The following is a 23,150-nucleotide window of genomic DNA, read 5'->3' as shown; positions in this document are numbered from 1 at the left end:
GGGGACAAGATATGCCCGACATCGAATCGCCACAGCAGCCGATGCTGGAGTTGACCCGGGTGGTCAAGCAGTACCGGGTCGGCGATCAGGAGGTACGCGCGCTCGACGAGGTGAGCATGCGCATCGAAGCAGGCCAGTTCACCTCGATCATCGGCCCTTCGGGTTCCGGCAAGAGCACCCTGCTGCACCTGCTCGGCGCGCTCGACCGCCCCGACGAGGGCTCGATCCGCTTCCGCGGCACCGAGATCGGCGATCTCGATGAGGACGAGCAGGCCGCGTTCCGGCTCGAGCAGGTCGGCTTCGTCTTCCAGTTCTTCAACCTGCTGCCGACCCTGTCGGCATGGGAGAACGTGGCCGTCCCGAAATTGTTGGACGGCACCGGATTACGCAGGGCGAAGCCGCGCGCACTCGAACTCCTCGACCTCGTCGGCCTCGGCGATCGGGCTCAGCATCGGCCCGGGGAACTGTCCGGTGGGCAAATGCAGCGGGTGGCGGTGGCGCGGGCGTTGATCATGGATCCGCCGCTGATCCTGGCCGACGAGCCGACCGGCAACCTCGACTCCAAGACCGGCGCCGCGATCCTCGCCCTGCTCGGCGACATTACGGCGCAAGGTAATTCGGTCGTGATGGTGACCCATGACATGAGTTCGATCGACTACTGCGACCGGGTGATCACGTTGCGCGACGGCCGGATCGGCGCCGACGAACTGTCCTCCGCGCGGGTCGACGCGTGATCGGCGCGGCATGGGATCGGCTGCGGCTGTTCAACTTCGGTGAACTGCTCCGCCATCCCGGGCGCACTCTCCTGTCCGGGGCGGTGATGGGGGTATCGGCGGCGTTGATCGTGGCGGTGCTGAGTATTTCCGGCTCGGTCACCGGATCGGTCGACAAACTCACCAAGGGCCTGGCAGGCACCGCCGAGCTCGAGGTCACCGGCATCACCGACGCGGGATTCGACCAGTCACTGCTCCCCCGGATCGGGGCGACGCCCGGGGTGGCGACGGCGGTGCCGATGCTGCGCGGGACGCTGGGCGCGGGCCCAGATCGGGCACTGCTGATCGGGGCCGATCAGACGATCGGGGCGCTCGGCAGCGATCTGGCCGGGCCGATGTCGCAGTACACCACCAAGCTGCTCAGTACCGAGCGCGGCGTGCTGGTCGGCGCGGCTATGGGCCTGCGCGAGGGTGACCCGGTGCGGATCGGAGCAGGCACGGCCAAGGTGGCCGCCGTCCTGGACTCCGAGGCGACCGACCGGCTCAACGGCGGCCACGTGGTGGCCGGGCCGCTGCCGCTGATCCAGATTCTCACCGACCGGGTCGGCAAGCTCGATTCGGTGCAGATCGTCGTGCAGCCCGGCACCGATGTGGGGGCCCTGCGCACCGCGCTCACCGAAGCGGTGGACGGGCGTGCCGTGGTGGCCGAGCCGAGTCTGCGCACCGCGCAGGCCGGTGGCGCGATCCAGATCATGCGGTATTCCACGCTGATGTCGTCGGCGGCGGCGCTGATCGTGTCGGCCTTCCTGATCTACAACGCGATGAGTATGGCGGTGGCGCAACGCAGGCCGACGCTGTCGCTGTTGCGCGCGATCGGTGGCAAGCGTGCGCCGATGGTGCGCGATCTGCTCGTCGAAGCGGCGATGCTCGGGCTGATCGGTGGGGCGATCGGTGCCGGGATCGGTGCGCTGATGGGCCGGTTCGCGATCGGCAGGCTGCCCGCCGCGATCGTGCAATCGGTCGAGGCGCGGACCGAGTTCCAGGTGCCGAATTACGCGATACCCGTGGCGATCGCCGCCTGTGTGGTGGCGACGGTGCTGGCGGCGTCGATCGCGGCCAGGCAGGTGTACAAGGTGGCCCCGGTCGAGGCGCTGGCCCCGGTCGAGGCCAGCGATGCCGCCGCCACCAGTTCGACGCTGCGCTGGGCGGGGCTGGCCGCCGGGCTACTCCTCGGCGCCGCGGCGATTGTCGTCGCTTTCCTCGATCTCGGGCGGCTCTCGCTGGCCGCGATCACCATGTCGTTCACCGCGACAGTGTTTCTGTGTTTCGCCGCGACAGGGCCGATCGTGCGCGGGTCCGCGGCGATCGCCCGCTGGTTCGGTGCGCCGGGCGCGCTCGGGGCGACGACGCTGGAACGCGCGCCCCGCCGCGTGTGGGCGACCGCGATGACGGTGATGATCGGCGTCGCGGCGGTGGTCGCCCTCGGTGGAGCCGCGGGCAACATGGTGAAGGCGGCGACCGATTCGTTCGAAAGCCTCGGCGACACCGACCTGTACGTGAGTCCGAGCCCCGTCGAACAGTTCCCGACCGGCCCCGTGCTGCCCGACGGTCTGGCCGACCGGTTGGCGGCCGTGCCCGGTGTCGAACGGGTGAGCCCCGGCCAGATGGCCTTCGCGACCATCGGCAGCGGTCGGGTGATGCTGCAGGGTTATCCGCCCAGCACGTCCGACACTCGCCTCGGCGCGGTGGACCGGGCGGTGATCGATCGGATGGAGCGGCGCGAAGGCGTGGTGATCACCCGCGACGTCGCACGTTCGCTCTCGCTGTCCGTCGGCGACGAGATCACCATGCCCACCCCTTCCGGTGAGCGTAAAACTGCTGTGCTGCAGGTGATTCCGTACTTCACCGCGGTCTCCGGCGTGGTGATGATGAACCTCGACCAGATGCAGGAGTGGTATCAGCGGCCCGGTGAGACGATCCTGTCGATCCACTACGCGCCCGGCGCCGACCCCGACACGGTGCAAGCCGCGGTCCGCGCGATGGTCCCCCAGGAACTCCATGTCGACACCGGCGCCGCCATGGTCGACGCGATCTCGTCGAGCGTCCAGCAGGGTGCGGCGATGAGCAACATGATCCTGTGGATCGTCGTGCTGGTGGCCACGGTGGCGCTGCTGAACACCCTGATGCTGTCGGTTCTGGAGCGACGCAGAGAGTTGGGGGTGCTGCGGGCGATGGGCACCAACCGCAAGTTCCTGCTGCGCTCGGTGCTGGCCGAAGCCGCGGGCATCGGATTCATCGGCGCGGCAATCGGTCTCGTCGTGGGCATCGCGGTGCAGTATCTGGCCACCGTGGCGATCGGTCACGCGATGACCATCGACATCGTCTACCGCCCGAGCCCGCTGATCGCGGTCTACGGTGCGGTCGCACTGTGCCTGGCGCTGCTGGGATCGATCCCGCCTGCCTTGCGCGCGGCCAGGATGCCGATCGTGGCCGCCCTGGCCGTCGACTGAAGTAGGTCGCTGCGGCGTCAGGCATGTCTGCCCTACGCCGCAGCGACCGGTGTGGTCAGTGCAACGTGGTCAGGCGTTGTCGATCAGAGGGGCACTTCGTCCCACCACGCGACGACCTCGTCCTGTGCGGAGGGGCGTGGGGCTCCGCCGGTGCCGCTGCTGCCCCGGCGACTCACCACGACAAGGTAATTCGCCCGGACCGAGTCGTCGAGGAAACTCAGCGCCTGATGCGCGGTCTGTGTGCGGGTACTCGCCGGATCCTGAATCACCCACCGCTGCAACGAGAACGGCACGCCGTCCTTGTCCCCCGCGTAGCGAACCGTCGCGGGCAGCGCCTCCAACACCGACCGCGCCTGGCTCGTGTTCGCGTACTCCAGCACCAGGTAACTCACCGAACCCGCCTGATCGTCCGCCCGCTCGCACTGCCACCCGGTGGCAATCGGAGTCCATTGCAGCGCGGGCTCTTTCCACGCCAACTCACTGACGTCACGCACCCCCACACACCGCGCCCCTCGATACCCCATTCCGCCACTCATCTCCCCCTGCGGAACCAGGGTCGGAAAAACCCGCCGGCTCTCCGCGAACGAATCCGCGACCTCCGCCACCGAATTCGACGGCCCGGTCGCGCCGCCCTCCGCATCGAGATCGCCGTCGCCTCCCGGCGACACCACAACAACCACCAGAGCGACGACCAACGCCACCAGCACCAGAACCAGCGCCACCAGCAACACCCACCCGAACCGTTGCATCCCCGATACCCGCCGCGGCACCGGCCAATGCCCCCGATGCGGCACCATCCAAGGCGCTCGCTGTCCTGGTCGCGCCACGGCTGGCTGCGGACCCGCACCACCCGGCACGACCCCACCGGGTTGCCCCGCTGCGCCAGGCCGACCTACCTCACCCGGCTTTCCCGCACTGCCCGACTGAGCGGCACCGCCCTGCTGCCCCACACCACCTGGCTGCCCCACTCCGCCCAGTTGGGTGCCACTACCCGACTGCCCCACATCACCTGGCTGTGCGCCACTACCCGACCGACCCGCGCCACCCGACCGGGCGGCGCCTCCCGGCTGACCCGCGTCGCTCTGCGATGCACTGCCCGGCTGTTTTGCCTGGCTGGACTGGCCTGCCGCTGCGTCGGGCGCCACGAGCCCCGCGGGGGCCGCGTTCGATGTCCCAGCGATCGACGTCACCTCGGTCATGGCCTCCGCGTTCGCCGCGTCCAACTCGCCCGCGTCGCGCATCGACACCACATCGGTTGCCGCAGTCGCCGATACCTCGTCTGAATCCTCGTCGGCGGGCGTCTGCCCGCTAGCCGATCGAGCCACTATCGCAGGCCGCTTGTCGAGAGACAGTGGGCTGGAAGGTGTTCCGGAATCTTCCCCCGTCGTCGGAGTCGCTTCGGCGGTAATCGGAGCAGGCTGTACGCCAACCGATGGCGGCGTAGCTGATGTCGCGGCCGATGGCGAAGCAGCGGACATAGGCGTCGCGCCCGGCGCACCGGGCGCAGATTGCCCCCTATTCGGCTGTGCAGCAATGGGACCCGCTTCCGCACGCTGGACCACCGGAGGCACCTCCCCAGGCGGCACCGCAGGGCTGGGCGCAGCCGGTCGCTGGGCGACCGGCGGGACGGCCCCGAACGGCCGGGAGGGCGGTTGCCAATGAGGTTGTGGCGCAGGCGGAATCGGCGGGGCTTGGTAGCTGGGCTGCGCCATACCGGGCTGCGCCATACCGGGTTGCGCGAAGGGCGCGACAGGTCCTTGCTGTGGAGCGGGCGGATAGTAGCCGGGCGCCGGGTTGACGGGTGGGCGCGGCAGGACCGGCGGAGTCGTGGAAGTCAGCGCTTGGCGGGCCGCCTTGGCGAACGACACGCAGGAATCGAACCGTGCCGCAGGATGTTTCGCCATCGCGGCGGCGAGAACAGCGTCCATGATCGGTGGTAGACCCGCACGGCGCAGCGCGAGGGGCGGCGGCGCGGCGTAGAGGGTTCCGCGGATGATCTCGTTCGGGTCGGCGGAGTCGAAGGGCGCCAGCCCGGTGAACAACCAGTACAGCGAACACGCGAGCGAGTACTGGTCGGAGCGGTGGTCGAGTTCGGCGCCGGTCATCTGTTCCGGCGACGCGTAAGCCAGTGTCGCGGTGAACATTCCCTGCTGGGTGAGGTGGGTGGAATCGGCGCGCAGGCGGGCGATGCCGAAATCGGTGAGGAAGACGCGTTCGCCCTGGCCACTGGTGGAACGGGCCAGCAAGATGTTGGCGGGCTTCACATCGCGGTGCAGCACTCCCCTGCTGTGCGCGTAATCCAGCGCGTCGGCGACCCCCTCGATGATCTGCACGGCCCGTTCGGGCGGCAACGCCATCGGGTCGACGGTCGCGGCGTCGATCCCGTCGACGTACTGCATGCTGATCCAGAGTTGTTCGCCCTCGGTCCCCCGGTCGTAGACGGTGACGATGCCGGGATGGTCGAGCTGGGCGGCGAGATCGGCCTCCCGTTCGAACCGCGCGCGAACTCGCTCGTCGGCGAACAGATCCCGGTTGAGCAGCTTGAGCGCGGTCAGCCGATCCAGGCGCGGATGCCGGGCCAGATACACCGTGCCCATGCCGCCCTGGCCCAACATCGCCTCGATGGTGAACCCGGCGAACACCTCACCGATGTCGTGCACAGTGACCCCCTTCCGACCGTGTGACCACGCTCATTCGAATTCTCGCCGAAAATCGGTGAAACTTGCTAACAGTCGTCCGGTAGCGTCCGGGCGCGCTCGACGAGAAGTTTGCACCGCCGAAGCACACGCGCACGGGGTGGTGGGGAGGATTCGGTGGTGAAGTCGACCGGAACGGCGGCTGCCTGTCGCAGGCTGCTGCTCTGTGGGGTGCTGGCAACGGCCGCACTGGCCACCTCGTGTGCCACGCCCGGCACCCCGAAGGCGGTGAGCGCGCCCACGGTTACCGTCAACAGCGAAGACGCCTGGCATCCGGGACTGTCCATCGTGCTGCCCGATTCGCTGGCCGCGGAGTTCACCCAGCTGCAATCGAAGCTCCCCGGACAGGTGGGCATGGCCTTGATGCCGGTCGGTGGCGGCCGGATGACGATCTACGGCGACTGGACCACCGGCATCGCCTGGTCCACGATGAAGATCCCGCTCGCGGTCGCCGCGTTGCGCCACGATCAGGACCAGTCGATCTTCGAGATGGCGCAGGCCGCGATCACGGTGTCGGACAACGACGCCGCCGAAGGTCTGTGGGAATCCCTCGGTGACGCACCAGAGGCCGCCGACGCCGTGCAGCAGATCCTCGACGAGGCGGGCGACGCGGCCACCGGAAAGACGGGCACCCGCACCGAACTCGACGGCACCGCCTTCGGTGGCACCGAGTGGTCGCTGGCCAACCAGGTGCGGTTCGCGTCGCGGCTGCCGTGCCTGCCGCAGGCCGAGGTCGTCACCTCGCTGATGGGTGAGATCACCGAAGAACAGGGCTGGGGTCTCGGTCTGCTGGACAACACCGAGTTCAAAGGCGGCTGGGGCCCCGACGACATCACCGGAATCTACACCGTGCGCCAGTTCGGACTGGTGCCCGTCGGCAGCGGGCAGCTCGCGGTAGCCCTTGCGGCGCAGGCCGATTCGGGATCGTTCGACGACACCACCGCACTGCTCGACCGGATGGCGCTGCTGCTGGCCCGGCACCTGCCGGAACTGCGCGGCGGGGTCTGCCCGCGCTGAGCGCGCCGGCTCAGCCGGGAACGACCAGGCCGGATTCATAGGCCAGGACCACCGCCTGGGCGCGGTCGCGCAACCCGAGCTTCGAGAACACTTTGGACACATGGGTTTTCACGGTCTGCTCGGCCACGAACAGCGCCGCGGCGATCTCGGTGTTCGACAACCCCTTCGCCACCAGTTCGAGCACCTCGCGTTCGCGCGGGGTCAGCGTGCCGAGCGCGGGCGCCGGGGCGGCGCGTACCGAATTGCGCCTGCGGGTGACGTCGGCGATGAGCCTGCGGGTGATGGTGGGCGCGAGCAGCGCCTCACCGTCGGCGACCACCCGCACCGCGCGCACCAATTCCTCGGCGGGCGCGTCCTTGAGCAGGAATCCGCTCGCGCCGATACTCAGCGCCTCGTAGACGTAGTCGTCGATATCGAAGGTGGTGAGCATGAGCACCCGCACCGGCGGATCGAAATTCGCGGTCAGGATCGCACGGGCGGCGTCGAGACCGTTCATCTGCGGCATCCGCACATCCATCAGCACCACATCGGGACGCAGCCGCTTGGCCTCGGCCACCGCCACTTTGCCGTCGGGTGCGTCGCCGACGACGCTGATATCGGTCTGCGCGCCCAGCAGGGCACCGAAACCCTGGCGAACCATCGCCTGGTCGTCGGCGATCAAAACGGTAATAGCCACCCAACCACCTTAGAGGGCGCAGACGCGAAGCGTTCCTCGGTCTTTCGCGCACGGCCGGAGCGAACGCGGAGGTACGCCTCAGTGGGTGGGCAGTTTCACGGAGACCTCGAATCCGCCGGTGAGGGTGGGCGCCGCGTGGAGTTCACCGCCGACCGCGACGACGCGGGTGCGCATGCCGTCGATGCCGTGACCGCCGCCCGCGCCTGGCTGCGGCACCGTGGCGGTGGCGGCGTTGTGCACGGTCACGCTCACCACGCCGGGCTCGACCGCCACGGCGACCTGCACCGCCGCGCCCGGTGCGTGCCGCGCGCAGTTGGCCATCGACTCCTGCACCACGCGATAGACGACCAGCCCGGTCGTCTCCGGCACCGAATCCAGATCCCCGGTCACCGTCCAGTCGACCGGCAGACCCGCGCGCAGCGCCGACGCGCACAGGGCGAGCACATCGGCGGCACGCGGCTGCGGCGCGTGTTCGGGCAACTGGCCATCACTGCGCAACACCCCGAGCAGGCCGCGGATCTCGTTGAGCGCGGTGCGAGCGGTCGCACCGATGGATTCGAATTCGGCCCGCGAGGCCTGGTCGAGATCGGTGATCCGGTACGGCGCTGTCTGCGCCTGCACCACCACCATGGACATGTGGTGGGCGACCACATCGTGCAGGTCGCGGGCGATGCGCGCCTTCTCCTCGAGGATCGCCCGACGCGCGCGCTCGAGTTCGGTGACCTCTTCCTGCCGCTCCAGCTTGCGCCGCGAGGCCAGCAGGATCCGCACGAGATAGCCGAACAGCGCCAGCGCGCCGAACCCCATCGCCCAGCCCCAGAGCGGACCGCTCTGCGACCCGGGCATGGTCGTGGCGAACAGCATCGAGGTGGCCGCCCACGCGACGACCACGATCGGCACCGAGGCTCGCAACGCCACCGCGAACAGCAGGACGAACAGCACGATGACGTGCACGACCTGGAAGGGCAGGTCGTTGTCCGCGCTCGGCTGCAGGCCGATCGAGAACAGCAGCGCGGCCCCCGCGGAGATCGCCCAGCCCATCGCCGGGTTGACCCGCACGAACAGGATCGGCAAGGCCGCCAGTGCCGACAGCAGTGGCGCCACGACCGGCGAGACCTCGTGGGTCACGAACAACGTCGGCCAGGCGATGCTGTACAAAATCAGCGCGACCAGCACCGTTGCGAAGTCGAACCAGGTGCGCGCGGGTATTCCTCGCGCGGCGGGGCGCAGTGGTGCGGACATGACAGTCAGCCTACGAACCGTCCGGTCACCGGACCTCATACCCACGAACCGAATACGACCCCCTACCCTGGTGTGACCCCGGCGCCGGGCATGCCACCCGCGCGCCCCGATAAACCGGTCCGCAGCGGGATACCCGCCGCGAGACCCGCTCCTTACTGTCGGAGGCCATGAACACCCCGCTTCGCCCGGTACCCGCCGCTGCTCGGGCCCGTACCGCAGATTCCGCCGCCTCCGCGCCGTCCCCCGCTCCCGCGCAGCACCGTCGTCGCAGCGGTGTCGCGCTGTGCACGGCCGGGCTGGCCATGGCCGCCGCCGTGGTCATGTCGGCACCCGGCGCCATGGGCACCACCCCTGGCGGTACCGAGAACGTCGCGGCCGCCGCCGCGGTGCGCGCTCTCGTCGACGACAGCCCCGACGCCACCTCGCTCATCCCCCGCGATTTCGGCTACAAGTTCGGCTACGACCCCGCGCCGCAGGACGGTCTGCTGGTGAACCCGAACGGCGGCTGCTCCTCGCCGGTGACGCTGCCCGCCGAGTTCGAGTCGGCGTGCAAGGCCCACGACCTGGGCTACGACGTGCTGCGCTACGCCGAGCGGATCGACGAACCCCTCGGTGGATGGGCGCGCCGCTCGGTGGACGCGGCGCTGAACCGGCGCATCCACGCCTCCTGTCAGCAGCGCGACGACGAGTTCTCCCGGGCCCGCTGCGGCGTGATGGCCGATATCGCGTTCACCGCCGTGGACGTGAACTCACGACGCCAGGAGTACGGCGCACCGGTGGTGGAGAACGTCTTCGCCCAGTCCGACCCCGCCGACCGGCCCAACCTCTGGCCGCTCGCCCGCACGGTCCTCGGTTTGTTCGCGGTGACGGCGGCCTCGGCCGTGATCATCGACGGGATGCGCAAACTGCGCCGCCGGTTCGCTTGATCCAGTTGCCGAAAATTAGAACATGTCCTAGTTTTCACGCATGTCTCTAGTCATCGACGAAACGATCGAGATCGACGCCCCCGCCGCGAAGGTGTGGGAGGTGCTCACAGATTTCGAGCGCTACGGCGAGTGGAACACCTTCTGCTACGAGGCGTCGAGCACGCTGGAACCGGGCTCGACCATCGACATGCAGGTGAAGCTGGGCAACAACCGCCGTCCACAGCGGGAATGGATTCGCACCCACACCCCGGGCGTCGAGTTCAGCTACACGATGAAGCCGGTGCCGCTGGGCGCACTGCACAGCCTGCGCTCGCACACCGTGGTGCCGCTCGGCCCCGACCGGTGCCGCTACGAGTCCCGATTCACCCTCGCGGGCTGGTTGAGCCCCGTCGTCACGTTGGCGCTCGGCAAGGATTTGCGGGCCGGTTTCACCGCGATGACGGCGGGCGTCGGCAAGCGCGCGGTGGCGTAAGCGCCCACTGCCGAAGGACCCACAACCAGAAGCGGGGCGCGCCGATTCTTTCGAATCGACGCGCCCCGCTCGTGCGACTTCTCTCAGACAGCGCTCGGGGTCGGCAGCGCGCCGCGCGCCACCTCGTAGGCCGCGCCCACCCGGTACAGGCGGTCATCGGCCAGCGCGGGCGCCATGATCTGCAGACCCACCGGCAGGTTGTCGTCGGCCGACAGACCTGACGGCACCGACATGCCGGGGTGGCCCGCCAGGTTGGTCGGCAGGGTGCACAGGTCCGACAGGTACATGGCCAGCGGGTCGTCGACCTTCTCGCCCAGCTTCCACGGCGTGAACGGGCTGGTCGGCGAGACGAGCACGTCGACCTGCTCGTAGGCGGCGTCGAAGTCGCGCGCGATCATCGTGCGGACCTTGAGGGCCTGGCCGTAGTAGGCGTCGTAGTAGCCCGCCGACAGCGCGTAGGTGCCGATCATGATGCGGCGCTTGACCTCCGGGCCGAAACCGGCCTCGCGGGTCAGCGACATCACCTGGTCGGCGCTGTGGCTGCCGTCGTCACCGACGCGCAGGCCGTAGCGCATGGCATCGAAGCGCGCCAGGTTCGACGACACCTCCGAGGGCATCACCAGGTAGTACGAGGACAACGCGTACTCGAAGCTCGGGCACGACACCTCGATCACCTCGGCGCCCAGTTCCTTCAGCACCGCGACCGCGGCGTCGAAGGAGGCGAGCACGCCGGATTGGTAACTGTCGGAGTGCAGTTCGCGCACCACACCGATGCGCACACCGGTCAGGTCGCCGTTGGCACCCTGTTTGGCGGCCTCGACGACGGGCGCCACCGCGACGTTGCGCGAGGTGGAGTCACGCGGGTCGTACCCGGCGATCACCTCGTGCAGCAGCGCGGTGTCGAGCACGGTGCGACCACACGGGCCACCCTGATCCAGCGACGACGCGCAGGCGACGAGGCCGTACCGGGAGACGGTGCCGTAGGTGGGCTTCACGCCGACCGTCGCGGTGACCGCGGCGGGCTGACGAATCGAGCCACCGGTATCGGTGCCGATGGCCAGCGGCGCCTGGAACGAGGCCAGTGCCGCCGCCGAACCGCCGCCGGAACCGCCGGGGATGCGGGTGGTGTCCCATGGGTTGCGGGTTGGGCCGTAGGCGGAGTTCTCGGTGGACGAGCCCATCGCGAACTCGTCCATGTTGGTCTTGCCGAGAATCGGGATGCCCGCGGCGCGCAGCCGGGAGGTGACCGTCGCGTCGTACGGCGACATCCAGCCCTCGAGGATCTTCGAGGCGCAGGTGGTCGGCATGTCGGTGGTGGTGAAAACGTCCTTGAGCGCCAACGGAACTCCCGCCAGCGACGAGGCAGGGCTATCGCCCGCGGCGAGCGCGGCATCGACCACGGCGGCCGCGGCCAGTGCCTCCTCACCCGCGACGTGCAGGAAGGCGTTGAGCTCACCGTCGACCTTGCCGATGCGATCCAGATGCGCCTGGGTGACCTCGGTGGAGGACACCTCGCCGCCGTGGATCTTGCTGGCCAGCTCCGCAGCCGACAGCTGGGTCAACTCGGTCATTCGCCCTCTCCCAGGATCTGCGGGACCAGGAAACGCTGTTCTTCCACCGCGGGCGCCTGGTCCAGCGCCTGCTCGGGAGTGAGGCCGGTGACGACCACATCGGACCTGGTCACATTGGTCGTCGGGTTCGGCGACGCGGTGGCGGGGACATCGGCGGCGACCTCGGTGATGGTCTGCACGTGGCTGAGGATCGAATCCAGCTGACCGGCGAACTGGTCGAGTTCGGCGTCGGTCAACGCCAGCCGGGACAGCCGGGCGAGGTGAGCGACCTCGTCGCGGGAGATTGCGGGCACCGCGGGACCCCTTTCGGCTTCGGTGGGCAGTATTCGGTACAGCCTAATTGGCGGGTCCTAGAGGTTTTTACGCGCCCGTCCCCGCACGTCGGACGCACCCGCCTCGCACGAAAGTTCGCGCATGTCGCGCCGATGGGGTCATACTTCGGGTCGAGAACCCGCGTTCAGGGGTGTAAGTATTGCTTCACCGGGTATTCGTCTCGAACAACCCCGGCCGTTATGGAAAGGAACGCACGTGTCATACCTGCTCCGCGTGCAACTTCCGGATCGACCGGGAAGCCTCGGCTCCCTCGCACTCGCCCTCGGCAGGGTCGGCGCGGACATTCTCTCGCTCGATGTCGTGGAACGCGGCGCCGGCTTCGCGATCGACGATCTCGTCGTCGAAGTCCCCACCGGAGCACTGCCCGACACCCTCATCACCGCCGCGGAATCGGTGCGCGATGTGAGCGTCGACTCCATTCGCCCGTACTCCGGCGTCCTCGACACCCACCGCGAACTAGAACTGATAGACCAGGTCGCCAGCGCCCGTGACGATCGCCTCCAGGTTCTCGTCGACGGCTGCCCCCGCGTGCTGCGCGTCGGTTGGTCCACGATCATCGGCTTGGGCCCCGCGGGCGCCTACCGCATCGTCGGCAGCCCGAGCGCCCCTGAGACACAAGCGGGTTCGGCCCCGTGGATGCCCATCGAGAAGCCGATGTGGCTCGACGGCGAGGCCGACTGGGTGCCGGAGATCTGGCGCGACATGGACACCAAACTCGCCGCCGCTCCGCTGGGCAACACCGGTAGGTCGCTGCTGCTCGGCCGCCCCGGCGGACCCGACTTCCGCCCGTCGGAAGTGGCACGGCTCGGCTACCTCGCCGGCATCGTCGCCACCGTGCTGAACTGATCGCTCAGCGCAGCGCGAGCCGCATCACGAACAGCTGCAGGCCGTCGTGGGTGGCCCAATCGCGTTCGGGGACACCGACGAAGCCGAGCCGCTCGTAGATTCGGTGGGCGTCGACCATCGAGAACATGGTGGTGAGCGCGACCGCTTCGAAGCCGTTCGATTTCGCCTCCTCGATGACGGCGCGAACCAGAGCGGTGCCGACACCGAGTCCGCGCGCCTGCTTCGACACCGCGAGCATGCGGAACTCGAGTTCACCGGGCTGGGCGATCTCCGCATACCGCGAGCCGGGCTTCGCGACAGTGAGCGAGCCGACGACCAGGCCGTCGTGCACGGCGACGAGCACCTCGGACTCGGTCGCCCGGCGCGCGACGTCAGCGAGTTCGCGCACGTAGTCGTCGCGCTCGGTGACATAGCCGTCACCCACGTACACATCGACGGTCAGCGCGGCGACCGCCTCGTACTCGTCGGGGAGAGCGGGGCGGATCAGGAGTCCGGTGGTCTGGTCGTCGGTACCGTGCATTCCGAAATGATCCCACCTGGACGTTTATGAGTTCCGCTCACCCATGCCGGGAGAGGCCGGTGAGGTCGCTCAGGAGCCGAGGTAGGGGCGAAGGCCGGGGTGCTCGGCGTGCCAGTCGTCGGGGTTGTGGGGCGGGTAGACGATGGCGAGGTGGTCGCCGGGAGCGGGCCAGTGGGCGGCGTCCCAGGCGAAGCGGCGGTAGACGACCTTGCCGGTGATCGACGGGCCGGTGAGGGTCCCGGTGATCGTCACGTAGTGCTCGCCGATCATCGCGGGCAGCGGGCTGACACCGGTCACATACAGCGACCCGTGTTCGAGGCCGGCTCTACCCCGGCCGGTCCGTCCGGCGACGACGGCACCGATCGTCACCACCAGCATCGTCACCAGCGCTGCCGCCATCACCACTTCGAGCATGCGCCCATGCTAGGCCCCCGGCTACAGGGGCGTGAGCTCGCTGACCCCCTGCTCGCGACGCACCTGCCACACGGCGGTGCGGGTGCGTTGGGAGCGTCCGTTGCCGCGGTCGATCAGCGCGCGATCGGCGGTGGTGTAGATCAGTTGTGCGCCACGGGCATTGGTCTCCGGGTTCTGGAACAACTGGACGAGCCGGTCGGTCTCCTCGACCGGCAGGCCCACGCCCAGATCGTCGACCGCGAGCACCTGACCGGTGTCGAGGGCTTCCAACATGGCGGGCAGCACGCGCAGCAGCGAACGGGTGGCGGTGGATTCGTCGGCCAGCTCGAACGGGACGTCGATGCCCTCGTGCACCAGGCTCAGCCCCGCGCCGCGACGGTCGACCATCCGTCGGTACAGCGCGTCCCGCGCCGCCCGAAGGGTGCTCAGTTCGCGGTCGACCAGAATCTGCTCGGGATGGTCGAGATGACCTGCCAGCGCACCGATTTCGGCATCCAGATCCCGCAGGTAGTCCGCGTACATCGGATCGTGTTCGGCGACGAGCAGATCCTCGATCCCGAGATCGGCTGTGCGCAACAGCATCAACAGACGCGCCGCGTTGTCGGGCGAACGGGAGATGTGGCTGCCGAGGTCGTGCGCGAGCGCATCGGTGTCGACATCACCCTGCTGCACAGCCAGATTCGCCGCGAACCATCGATACGCGGGCACCAGCGCCTCGGCGTACATCTGCCCCGCCAGACTCAACAGCAGGGCGTTCGGCCGCAGCAACGGCACCAGCGCCGCCACACCGTAGCGAGCCGCCTCGAACATCGGCCCGATCTTCACCTCGTCACCGATGCGTTCGAACACGATCCGCTTGCGCGACCGAGGATGGGTATACAACCACTCCGCGACCACATCGGCATTGTCGAGCCGGAACCCATAGGTATAAGGCACGCCTTCGGCAACGAACCCCGCGACGAATTCTGTTGGGCGCTCGGCGAACCCGAGGTGCGGTCGGCGCACCGGCCCCGCATACGGGTCCCACCCGCTCACCGAGTTCAGCACCGCATCCCGCATCTGCCCGAGCGCGTCGATCACGCTCGTCTTCCCCGCCGCCGCTACCCCGTGCACCGCAGTCACCGGCACCGCCAACGGGCCGCCCGCGCCTTTGGTCAGCCGCAATTGCTGAGATTGGGCCAGCGATCCGTGGTTCGTCACCTGAAAACTGCGCAGCAAGGGTCCGCCTCTCCGAGATTCCTGGAAAGACTAGGCGACGCGGGGTATCGCCGACGCGGCCGAGTCACCGTGTCTGTGCGCTGCTTGCCGCGCCACGAGGTGGCCCGGTCCCGTAGGCTGGCCAAAATTCGCGGAGAGGCGGGACAGTGTGATGGCCGTTCGAGTAGTAGTTCGCGGAGTCGTCGTCGCGGCGGTGACGGCGGGAGCGCTGGTTCCGGCCGCGCTGCTCAGTGCGCCGAGTGCGATGGCCGATCCGTGCCCGACCGGAACCGCACGGGTGTTTTTGGGCAACTCGACCAACTCTTGTCAGGGTGCGGGGTCGGTGTCCTACACCGAGGCGCCGGTGTCGAAGGTGTGCTCGATGACCAGCACCGACGTGACGGTCGAGATCCAGACCAACATCAAGAAGCGGCCGCTGCGTACCCAGGAGCTCAGCAACGGGCAGTGCGCGTCGTTCGATATGAAGACCCAGATCGGCAACACCGTCACCGTGACGCCGAACTGAGCTGTTCGCGGCGGCGCGACCGGCTAGTCCTGCACGGCCGAATCCTCGACCGGGTCGATCCTGACCGCGTCGGGACCGCCGTCGAGCAGCAGCCGGAAACCGTCTTCGTCCAGGATCCGGACGCCGAGTTCCTCCGCCTTGGCCGCTTTCGAACCGGGCGCCTCGCCGATCACGACGAACGCGGTCTTCTTCGAGACCGAGCCTGCCGCCTTGCCGCCGCGGACGAGGATCGCTTCCTTCGCGCCGTCGCGGGTGAAGGTCTGTAGAGAGCCGGTGACGACGATCGACAGGCCGTCGAGGTTGCGTTCGATGGATTGATCGCGCTCGTCCTCCATCCGCACCCCGGCCGCTCGCCACTTGTCCACGATCGCGCGATGCCAATCGACGGTGAACCATTCCAGCACCGCCGTGGCGATGGTGGGGCCGACGCCGTCGGTGGCCGAAAGTTCTTTTTCTGTCGCGGATTCGATGCGCTCGAGGCTGGCGAATTCGGCGGCCAACGCGCGGGCCGCGGTCGGACCGACGTGGCGAATGGACAGCGCGACGAGCACCCGCCACAGCGGAGTGTCCTTGGCGGCGTTCAGGTTGTCGAGCAGGCGGGCACCGTTGGCCGACAGGGTGCCGTCCTGTTTGGTGAACAGCGGCACGCCGAGCAGATCCTGCGCGTCGAGGGCGAACAGGTCGCCTTCGTCGGTGATCGCGCCCGAGGTGAGCAGGGCGTTGGCGGCTTCGTAGCCGAGGGCTTCGATGTCGAACGCGCCGCGACCGGCCAGGTGGAAGACACGTTCGCGCAGCTGGGCGGGGCAGTGCTGCTGGTTGGGGCAGCGGATGTCGGCGTCGCCCTCCTTCGCCGGGGCGAGTTCGGTGGCGCACTCGGGGCAGTGCGTCGGCATGACGAATTCGCGTTCGGCGCCGGTACGCGCGTCGACGACGGGCCCGAGGACCTCGGGAATCACGTCACCGGCCTTGCGGATGGTGACAGTGTCGCCGATCAGCACGCCTTTGCGCTTCACCTCGGAGGCGTTGTGCAAGGTGGCCATCGAGACGGTCGAACCGGCGATCGAGACCGGCGCCATCACCGCGAACGGGGTGACCCGACCGGTGCGGCCGACGTTCACCGCGATGTCGAGCAGCGTGGTGGTGGCCTCTTCCGGCGGGTACTTGTAGGCGATGGCCCAGCGTGGGGCGCGTGAGGTGGAGCCGAGGCGGCGTTGCAGGGCCGTCTCGTCGACCTTGATCACCTGACCGTCGATCTCGTGCTCGATGTCGTGGCGATGTTCGCCCCAGTAGGCGACCCGCTCGACCACCGCGTCGATGCCCTCGACCAGACGGGTGTGCGCCGAGACCGGCAGGCCCCACGCGGCGAGCGCCTGATACGCCTCGTGCTGGGACGACGGGCGGTAACCCTCGATGCGGCCGAAGCCGTGACAGATCATCCGCAGCCTGCGCTGGGCGGTGATCGCGGGGTTCTTCTGACGCAGCGAACCAGCGGCGGTATTGCGCGGATTCGCGTACGGCGGTTTGCCCTCGGCGACGATCTGGGCGTTCAACGTCGCGAAATCCTCGAGCCGGAAATACACCTCGCCGCGTACTTCGAGCAGCTCCGGGATCGGGAATTCGTCGGTCGGTGTGAGCTCGGCGGGGATGTCTTCGATGGTGCGCGCGTTGAGGGTGACGTCCTCCCCCGTGCGCCCGTCGCCGCGCGTCGCGCCGCGCACCAACTTGCCGTTCTCGTACACGAGGTTCAACGCGACGCCATCGATCTTGACTTCGCACAGATAGTGCAGCTCGGACCCGGTTTCGGCTTCCACTCTGCTCGCCCAGGTACGCAGCTCGTCGTAATCGAACACATTGTCCAGCGACAGCATCCGCTCGAGATGATCGACCGCGGTGAACTCGGTCGCGAAGCCACCGCCGACCAGCTGCGTGGGCGAATCGGGAGTCCGCAGATCTGGCTGCGCGTCCTCGAGAGCCTGCAACTCGCGCAGTAGGGCGTCGAACTCACCGTCGGTGATGATCGGCGCGTCCCGCAGGTAGTAGCGGAACTGATGCCCACGCACCTCGTCGGCCAACTGCTGCCACCGCACCCGCTGCTCGGGCGTAGCCGCTTCGGCACTCACAGAAACCGCGCTGTCGCTGTCACTCACCCACTAGAGGTTAGTCGAGCCCACCGACACATCCGCCGAACGTTCCCGCACGTCGCAGCCGTGCGGGCACGGATTTTCGTTCAGAGCGGCCGGTACCGCGTCACCGATGATTCCGACCCGACCGCGACTGTTCCGGGCGCTCGACGGTGAGCGACTCCGGATCTTCGGCGAAGGCGCGGGCGACGTCGGCGGCCAGGGCGAGGGCCTTGCGAGACCAGGCGAGCGGGGCGCCCGCCAGACCGCAGGTGGGGGTGACGAGAACCTGGGTGAGAGCCGACCGTGGGAAGCCGAGGTCGTCCACGAGTCGGACCGCGGGTTCGGCGACAGTGCGCCAAGTGAGCGGGCTCGTGGGCGGTTCGGTGGGGACGAGGCCGAGGGCCAGCTTCTTGCCGGAGTCCACGGCTTCGCCGATGTCGTCGAAATCGGCGGTGGTGATGGTGGCCGCGTCGAAGGAGAGGGCGGTGGCCGCGGTGCGGCGCAGGGTGGGCAGGGCGGGGCGGGACGTGCAGGTGTGCAGGATCACCGGGCCCGGCAGGGCGTTGATCACGACGTCGAGGAAGTGGATCGCCTCGGGGCCGGGCAGCGCGCGGACGGTGTTGAGGACGCTCGGGCCGGTCAGCGATCCATCGAGCACCGTCGTGAGCTGCGGTTCATCCAGTTGCACAACCACTTTCGCTCCGAGTCGTTTACCGATCTCGGCAGCGTGCAGGGCCAAGCCCTCGGCCAGCGAATCCACGAGGTCGCGCAGCGCACCGCGATCGGTGAGGATGCGATGACCACCGGGCAGTTCGACTTCGGCGGCGAGGGTGAGCGGTCCGACCGACTGGATCTTGATCGCTCGACCGGAGCCGACGAGACCCGCTGTCTCCCAGGCTTCCTCGATCGCATCGAGATCTACGCGCACGAAATCACGGGCCTTGCGAGAGATCGAACCCGGTCGGTCGGCGAGCCGGTAGCCGCGGGTGGTCGCGTCGAAACGCAGGTCGACCAGGAGCGCGGAGGCGCGTCCGATCATGTCGGCGCCGATCCCGCGTTCGGGAAGTTCGACGAGGTGGGGCAGTTCCGGCAGTTCACCGATGATGGTGGTCGCCGCTTCGAGTGGATCGGTGCCCGGCCAGGAACCGATGCCGGTGGCGAACGCCCCGGCGAGCAGGTCGACCGGCTCCGCTGCGGCCGGGTCGTCGGACTGCTCGCTACCACGCCGCAACGTCACGCGCTCAACACCTTTCGTGTCGTATGGGTCGGTGGTCATCCTGCCGGGTGCCCCGAAGATCGGCGCACCCGCCACGACACAATCAGGCCGAGGCCGCCGACGAATCGGACTCGATGCCCGCGGTGCGGTCGGTGCCGTTGATGGTGCCGCTGCCGATCACGGTGTCGCCACCATCGTCATCGGGCAGGTACAGCACGATGGCCTGGCCCTTCGCGACGCCGGTGAGCGGCTCACGCAGTCTGGCGACGAAGCCGTCACCCTCGGGCTCGACCACAGCGGGCGCGGTCCCACCGTGCGCGCGAACCTGCACGACGCATTCGACCGACGAGGTGGGGCGCACGCCGGAGGTCCAGATCGCGCGGTCGGCGGTGATGACGTCGACCTGCAGATCCTCGACCGAACCGACCTTGACGGTGCCGGAATCGGGGTCGATCCCGGTGACGTAGCGGGGCTTGCCGTCGGCGGCGGTGTGGCTCAGGCCGAGGCCCTTGCGCTGGCCGACGGTGAAACCGTGCACACCCTCGTGATTGCCGAGCACCGTGCCGTCGGAATCGACCAGGGCGCCGGGCCGGATGCCGATCTTGGCGCCGAGGAAGGCGCGAGTATCACCGGAGGGGATGAAGCAGATGTCGTGACTGTCGGGCTTGTTCGCCACTGCCAGCCCGCGCTCGGCGGCTTCCTCGCGGATCCGCGGCTTCGGGGTGTCACCCACCGGGAACATGGCCCGCGCGAGCTGCTCGGCGGTGAGCACCGCCAGCACGTAGGACTGATCCTTGTCGGCATCGACGGCACGACGCAGCACGCCCTCGTCGAGCCGGGCGTAATGCCCGGTGACCACGGCATCGAAGCCGAGAGCCTTGGCGCGGTCGGCCAGCGCGGAGAACTTGATCTTCTCGTTGCAGCGCAGGCACGGGTTCGGGGTCTCCCCCGCGGCGTAGGCGGCGACGAAATCGTCGATCACGTCTTCCTTGAAGCGATCGGCGAAATCCCAGACGTAGAAAGGGATTCCGAGCACATCGGCGGCGCGACGCGCGTCACCGGCGTCCTCCTTGGAGCAACAACCGCGCGACCCGGTACGCAGCGTGCCCGGGTTCGCCGACAGCGCCAGATGCACCCCGACCACCTCGTGGCCCGCGTCCACGGCCCGCGCCGCGGCCACCGCCGAATCGACACCACCACTCATCGCGGCGAGAACTCTCATCTGACACCTCCTCTAGCGCCGGCCAGGCCTGCGGCCCTGGCTCGATCGATGACCTGCGGCAGCACGGTCAACAGTGTTTCGACATCGACCTCGGTCGACGTGTGACCGAGGGTGAAGCGCAGCGAACTGCGCGCCTGCCACGGTTGCACACCCATCGCGATCAGCACATGACTGGGCGAGGCGACCCCCGCGTTGCAGGCCGAACCGGTCGAGCACTCGATACCGGCGGCGTCGAGCAGCATCAGCAGCGAGTCACCCTCGCAACCGGGGAACGTGAAGTGGGCGTTACCGGGCAGTCGTTCGGCCGGACCGTTGAGCACGGCGTCGGACACGGCCTCCTGGACACCGGTGATCAACTTGTCGCGCAGCACCCGCAACCGCTCGGTGCGCGCGGGCAGCGCGCCGACGGCATCGCGCAGCGCGGCGGCCATGCCGATCGCCGCGGCCACATCGGAGGTGCCCGAGCGCAGGTCGCGTTCGTGTCCGCCGCCGTGGACCAGCGGCACACACGGCACACTGCGGCCGAGCAGCAGCACACCGATTCCGTGCGGACCGCCGACCTTGTGCCCGGCCACGCTGAGCGCGGCCAGCCCGCTTGCGGCGAAGTCGACCGGGACCTGGGTCACCGCCTGAATGGCGTCGCTGTGCATCGGGATATCGAATTCCTGTGCGACAGCGGCCAATTCGGTGATCGGCTCGATGGTGCCGACCTCGTTGTTGGCCCACATCACGCTGACCAGCGCCACCTCGTCGGCATGCGCGGCCAGCACCTCGCGCAGCACCTGCGGCGAGACGACGCCCTCGGCGTCGACCGGCAGCCAGCTCACCTGCGCGCCCTCGTGCTTCTCCAGCCACTCGACAGCATCGAGCACCGCGTGATGCTCGACCGCGCTGGTGACGATCCTGGTGCGCCGCGGATCAGCCGCCCGACGCCCCCAGAAGATCCCCTTGACGGCGAGATTGTCGCTCTCGGTGCCCCCGGAAGTGAAGATCACTTCGGACGGTCGAGCACCCAGATCAGCCGCGATCGACTCGCGCGCCTCCTCCAACGACCGCCGCGCCGCCCGCCCCGACCCGTGCAACGACGACGCGTTACCGACCGCCCCGAGGGCAGCCGTCATCGCCTCGACCGCGGCGGGCAACATCGGAGTGGTCGCCGCGTGATCGAGGTAGACCGTCTTGGGCGCACCGTTGACCGGACCCGAATAAGCCGACTTCATGACCGACAAAGCCTATACCACCGCTGACCTGGTCATCTTCGGGGTCCACCCCTGCTTTCTACGATTTTTCGACGATTTACCCACGATTCACAACCCGAGTGAGGGTGTCGAATATTCCCCGATGCATCCCATAGTGGGTTTACGACCAGGACAGAGCAGGCACAGCGTCACCTCGCCGGAATCGCCATGCACCTCGGCGTGCCTCATCCTCGGTATCTCATACGGGGCGATCTGCCGATCTGCTTCCTTCACACTCGCGGCAACAACGGTTGGGTATCCTCTCGGTTCACGGTCTCCGCCGGATCGAACTCGGCTACGAAGTTCCACTACATCGCACGGGAGTCGAGGACCAACGACCTATCAAGGGCCACTGACTTCACTCGCCGCGTTGGCAGATGGTCCGGCTGGATCGAATCGCGTTTCTCGGGAGCCTGGTATGTCACCGAGCACCACCGATTTGCGGGCCAGCCCCCATGGCGACTGCTCGTCCGGCCACACTTTTTGAGCCGCGAACGCGCCGCTCGGTGTGGCCATTCACCCAGGCCACGAACCCCATATACCCAGTATCTCACCGGGAAGTACTACCGATGCACCGCCGGTACGCCACCGCGGTGCGGTTCCCGCCGACGCTGTGGTAGGCAACGATTGACACCAGAACACGTTTCGCGAAATCCGTGGCGAAGATCGAGGTCGTGATTTCGCAACGATCCGATCAGGTCGCCAACCGGAAACGTCGCCAAACCCTGGCGTGGAGTCGCGACTCGCTACGACAAGCGCGCCAGCGCCTACCGGGCAGGGATCGTCATGGCCCTTGCCGTGGAGTGGCTGAAGCTATGCGGAGACATGACCGTCGACGTTCGCGGTGACCGGATCGCACGCGACTCATGGACGTCCGTCCATCAGTCGCCGAACTGCCTCAGCACTCCTCAGACTGCGGGGTTCCGCCGTTGACACGGTCGTCGAGGTCGAAGAACAGCAGCCCGCGGTCCGACTGGTGTGCACCTCGGCTGTTGTGTTTCCGACTCTGCCGTGGCTAAGCTTTCCCCGTTGTCTTGATGAGGGGGCTCGCGTGTCAAGTGAGAACGATACGCCCGGAATAGTTTTCGCGATGGTTCCAGGCGAGGTAACTGATGCCGGTGTCTACATCCAGCAAGTCGCGGATTCTCTGATCAACGGTCTTAGTTCGCTTGACCGCGAGGTATCGAGCGTCCTTGACAATTGGAACGGTGCCGCGGCAGATGCATTCGGGGATGGCTGGACTGGAACCAAGAAGGGCGCCGCCGACGTGTTGAACGCTCTCAGCACCATGGGTGGACTCTTGGGTGTCGCAAGCAAAACCGTTGCCAACCAAGACATCTCGAATTCCATCAGCCTGAGTTCGCTCGACCTACCAGAACTGAACATGTGATGGTCGACGACTCACGTGACTTCACGTTCGATATCGATGAGTTAGACCAGCTCGTCACCCGCGCCAATGGATTCATTGGGTTCCTCACCGAAAGTCTCGACGGAATCAACCACCGAATCGCCACCGTCCAACAAACGTGGCAGGGAGCCGCTGCCACCGCACAGGAGGAAGCCTACCGGGAGTGGGCAACCGGGGCAGCCGCGGTGGTCGAAGGAATCACTGATATGTACAACGCCGCCGTCACCGCCCGCGACGCCTACAGTGCGGCAGCGGAGATTAATTTGAGAATGAGTGGTGGCTGA

The 23,150-nt window shown here is 68.1% G+C and carries 21 protein-coding genes; 9 read left to right on the top strand and 12 right to left on the bottom strand.

Features of this window, described 5'->3' with window-relative positions; genetic code table 11:
- Positions 1-11 precede the first annotated feature (11 nt).
- Together IBJ82_RS00880 and IBJ82_RS00875 are read left to right on the top strand one after the other, a co-directional pair.
- Complete coding sequence (locus IBJ82_RS00880; RefSeq protein ID WP_228536380.1) at positions 12-734, top strand: ABC transporter ATP-binding protein; 723 nt, start codon at positions 12-14, stop codon at positions 732-734.
- Positions 731-3,223, top strand: coding sequence for an ABC transporter permease (locus tag IBJ82_RS00875; protein WP_194824070.1), 2,493 nt, complete (start codon positions 731-733; stop codon positions 3,221-3,223). Before IBJ82_RS00880 ends, IBJ82_RS00875 begins: the two co-directional genes overlap by 4 nt.
- Positions 3,224-3,306: 83 nt before the next feature.
- Here IBJ82_RS00875 and IBJ82_RS34425 read toward each other — a convergent pair whose 3' ends face one another.
- Complete coding sequence (locus IBJ82_RS34425) at positions 3,307-5,883, bottom strand: protein kinase (protein ID WP_370585088.1); 2,577 nt, start codon at positions 5,881-5,883, stop codon at positions 3,307-3,309.
- 156 nt (positions 5,884-6,039) lie between these two features.
- On the opposite strand from IBJ82_RS34425, the gene IBJ82_RS00865 reads away from it, so the two are divergent.
- Positions 6,040-6,936: a hypothetical protein gene (locus IBJ82_RS00865; RefSeq protein ID WP_370585087.1), complete on the top strand. Its 897-nt coding sequence runs from the start codon at positions 6,040-6,042 to the stop codon at positions 6,934-6,936.
- Positions 6,937-6,946: 10 nt separating this feature from the next.
- Here IBJ82_RS00865 and IBJ82_RS00860 read toward each other — a convergent pair whose 3' ends face one another.
- Positions 6,947-7,612, bottom strand: a complete 666-nt coding sequence (locus IBJ82_RS00860) for a response regulator transcription factor (protein ID WP_056812133.1) — start codon at positions 7,610-7,612, stop codon at positions 6,947-6,949.
- A 78-nt stretch (positions 7,613-7,690) separates the two neighbouring features.
- Positions 7,691-8,854: a sensor histidine kinase gene (locus IBJ82_RS00855; protein WP_194824069.1), complete on the bottom strand. Its 1,164-nt coding sequence runs from the start codon at positions 8,852-8,854 to the stop codon at positions 7,691-7,693.
- 167 nt (positions 8,855-9,021) lie between these two features.
- On the opposite strand from IBJ82_RS00855, the gene IBJ82_RS00850 reads away from it, so the two are divergent.
- Both IBJ82_RS00850 and IBJ82_RS00845 read left to right on the top strand, forming a co-directional pair.
- Complete coding sequence (locus IBJ82_RS00850; RefSeq protein WP_194824068.1) at positions 9,022-9,780, top strand: hypothetical protein; 759 nt, start codon at positions 9,022-9,024, stop codon at positions 9,778-9,780.
- 40 nt (positions 9,781-9,820) lie between these two features.
- Complete coding sequence (locus IBJ82_RS00845; RefSeq protein ID WP_056812143.1) at positions 9,821-10,252, top strand: SRPBCC domain-containing protein; 432 nt, start codon at positions 9,821-9,823, stop codon at positions 10,250-10,252.
- A gap of 83 nt (positions 10,253-10,335) precedes the next feature.
- Here the strand turns inward: IBJ82_RS00845 and gatA are convergent, their stop codons facing one another.
- Together gatA and gatC are read right to left on the bottom strand one after the other, a co-directional pair.
- The gene (gene gatA, locus IBJ82_RS00840) at positions 10,336-11,823 is read right to left on the bottom strand and encodes an Asp-tRNA(Asn)/Glu-tRNA(Gln) amidotransferase subunit GatA (protein ID WP_194824067.1); all 1,488 of its coding nucleotides are present in this window, start codon (positions 11,821-11,823) and stop codon (positions 10,336-10,338) included.
- Complete coding sequence (gene gatC, locus IBJ82_RS00835) at positions 11,820-12,116, bottom strand: Asp-tRNA(Asn)/Glu-tRNA(Gln) amidotransferase subunit GatC (protein WP_194824066.1); 297 nt, start codon at positions 12,114-12,116, stop codon at positions 11,820-11,822. The genes gatA and gatC overlap by 4 nt, the downstream gene beginning before the upstream one ends.
- Before the next feature lie 235 nt (positions 12,117-12,351).
- On the opposite strand from gatC, the gene IBJ82_RS00830 reads away from it, so the two are divergent.
- On the top strand, positions 12,352-13,002 hold the full coding sequence (locus IBJ82_RS00830; RefSeq protein ID WP_194824065.1) for an amino acid-binding protein: 651 nt from the start codon (positions 12,352-12,354) through the stop codon (positions 13,000-13,002).
- 4 nt (positions 13,003-13,006) lie between these two features.
- Here the strand turns inward: IBJ82_RS00830 and IBJ82_RS00825 are convergent, their stop codons facing one another.
- The 3 genes from IBJ82_RS00825 to IBJ82_RS00815 form a co-directional block, all read right to left on the bottom strand.
- A complete protein-coding gene (locus IBJ82_RS00825) occupies positions 13,007-13,522 on the bottom strand; it encodes a GNAT family N-acetyltransferase (protein WP_194824064.1) in 516 nt (171 codons plus the stop codon).
- A 69-nt stretch (positions 13,523-13,591) separates the two neighbouring features.
- Positions 13,592-13,936: a hypothetical protein gene (locus IBJ82_RS00820; protein ID WP_194824063.1), complete on the bottom strand. Its 345-nt coding sequence runs from the start codon at positions 13,934-13,936 to the stop codon at positions 13,592-13,594.
- A 21-nt stretch (positions 13,937-13,957) separates the two neighbouring features.
- On the bottom strand, positions 13,958-15,136 hold the full coding sequence (locus IBJ82_RS00815; protein ID WP_370585086.1) for an ATP/GTP-binding protein: 1,179 nt from the start codon (positions 15,134-15,136) through the stop codon (positions 13,958-13,960).
- Between the two features lie 169 nt (positions 15,137-15,305).
- On the opposite strand from IBJ82_RS00815, the gene IBJ82_RS00810 reads away from it, so the two are divergent.
- Positions 15,306-15,659, top strand: a complete 354-nt coding sequence (locus tag IBJ82_RS00810) for a hypothetical protein (RefSeq protein ID WP_194824061.1) — start codon at positions 15,306-15,308, stop codon at positions 15,657-15,659.
- Between the two features lie 23 nt (positions 15,660-15,682).
- On the opposite strand, the gene ligA is transcribed toward IBJ82_RS00810, so the two are convergent.
- From ligA to IBJ82_RS00790, 4 genes are all read right to left on the bottom strand, one after another.
- On the bottom strand, positions 15,683-17,806 hold the full coding sequence (ligA, locus tag IBJ82_RS00805; RefSeq protein WP_370585085.1) for an NAD-dependent DNA ligase LigA: 2,124 nt from the start codon (positions 17,804-17,806) through the stop codon (positions 15,683-15,685).
- Between the two features lie 100 nt (positions 17,807-17,906).
- Complete coding sequence (locus IBJ82_RS00800) at positions 17,907-18,959, bottom strand: methionine synthase (protein ID WP_228536508.1); 1,053 nt, start codon at positions 18,957-18,959, stop codon at positions 17,907-17,909.
- 142 nt (positions 18,960-19,101) lie between these two features.
- A complete protein-coding gene (gene mnmA / locus IBJ82_RS00795; RefSeq protein ID WP_194824059.1) occupies positions 19,102-20,220 on the bottom strand; it encodes a tRNA 2-thiouridine(34) synthase MnmA in 1,119 nt (372 codons plus the stop codon).
- A complete protein-coding gene (locus IBJ82_RS00790) occupies positions 20,217-21,440 on the bottom strand; it encodes a cysteine desulfurase family protein (RefSeq protein ID WP_194824058.1) in 1,224 nt (407 codons plus the stop codon). Before IBJ82_RS00790 ends, mnmA begins: the two co-directional genes overlap by 4 nt.
- A gap of 1,069 nt (positions 21,441-22,509) precedes the next feature.
- Between IBJ82_RS00790 and IBJ82_RS00785 the strand changes: the two genes are divergently transcribed.
- The gene (locus IBJ82_RS00785; protein WP_194824057.1) at positions 22,510-22,848 is read left to right on the top strand and encodes a WXG100 family type VII secretion target; all 339 of its coding nucleotides are present in this window, start codon (positions 22,510-22,512) and stop codon (positions 22,846-22,848) included.
- Positions 22,848-23,150 carry a WXG100 family type VII secretion target gene (locus tag IBJ82_RS00780; RefSeq protein ID WP_194824056.1) on the top strand — a complete coding sequence of 101 codons (303 nt, stop codon included), beginning with the start codon at positions 22,848-22,850 and terminating at the stop codon, positions 23,148-23,150. The genes IBJ82_RS00785 and IBJ82_RS00780 overlap by 1 nt, the downstream gene beginning before the upstream one ends.

It is taken from the genome of Nocardia sp. XZ_19_231, assembly GCF_015355705.1.
GTDB lineage: Bacteria > Actinomycetota > Actinomycetes > Mycobacteriales > Mycobacteriaceae > Nocardia > Nocardia salmonicida.
The sequence above is the reverse complement of the archived record's forward strand: the minus strand, read 5'-3'. Positions and strand labels throughout refer to the sequence as shown.

Coding starts and splice junctions, on each gene's coding strand:
- IBJ82_RS00880 (WP_228536380.1), top strand. CDS start 12: ATGCCCGACATCGAATCGCCACAGCAGCCGATGCTGGAGTTGACCCGG.
- IBJ82_RS00845 (WP_056812143.1), top strand. CDS start 9,821: ATGTCTCTAGTCATCGACGAAACGATCGAGATCGACGCCCCCGCCGCG.
- IBJ82_RS00780 (WP_194824056.1), top strand. CDS start 22,848: ATGGTCGACGACTCACGTGACTTCACGTTCGATATCGATGAGTTAGAC.
- IBJ82_RS00790 (WP_194824058.1), bottom strand. CDS start 21,440: ATGAAGTCGGCTTATTCGGGTCCGGTCAACGGTGCGCCCAAGACGGTC.
- mnmA (WP_194824059.1), bottom strand. CDS start 20,220: ATGAGAGTTCTCGCCGCGATGAGTGGTGGTGTCGATTCGGCGGTGGCC.
- IBJ82_RS00810 (WP_194824061.1), top strand. CDS start 15,306: ATGGCCGTTCGAGTAGTAGTTCGCGGAGTCGTCGTCGCGGCGGTGACG.
- IBJ82_RS00850 (WP_194824068.1), top strand. CDS start 9,022: ATGAACACCCCGCTTCGCCCGGTACCCGCCGCTGCTCGGGCCCGTACC.
- IBJ82_RS00820 (WP_194824063.1), bottom strand. CDS start 13,936: ATGCTCGAAGTGGTGATGGCGGCAGCGCTGGTGACGATGCTGGTGGTG.
- IBJ82_RS00855 (WP_194824069.1), bottom strand. CDS start 8,854: ATGTCCGCACCACTGCGCCCCGCCGCGCGAGGAATACCCGCGCGCACC.
- IBJ82_RS00825 (WP_194824064.1), bottom strand. CDS start 13,522: ATGCACGGTACCGACGACCAGACCACCGGACTCCTGATCCGCCCCGCT.
- gatA (WP_194824067.1), bottom strand. CDS start 11,823: ATGACCGAGTTGACCCAGCTGTCGGCTGCGGAGCTGGCCAGCAAGATC.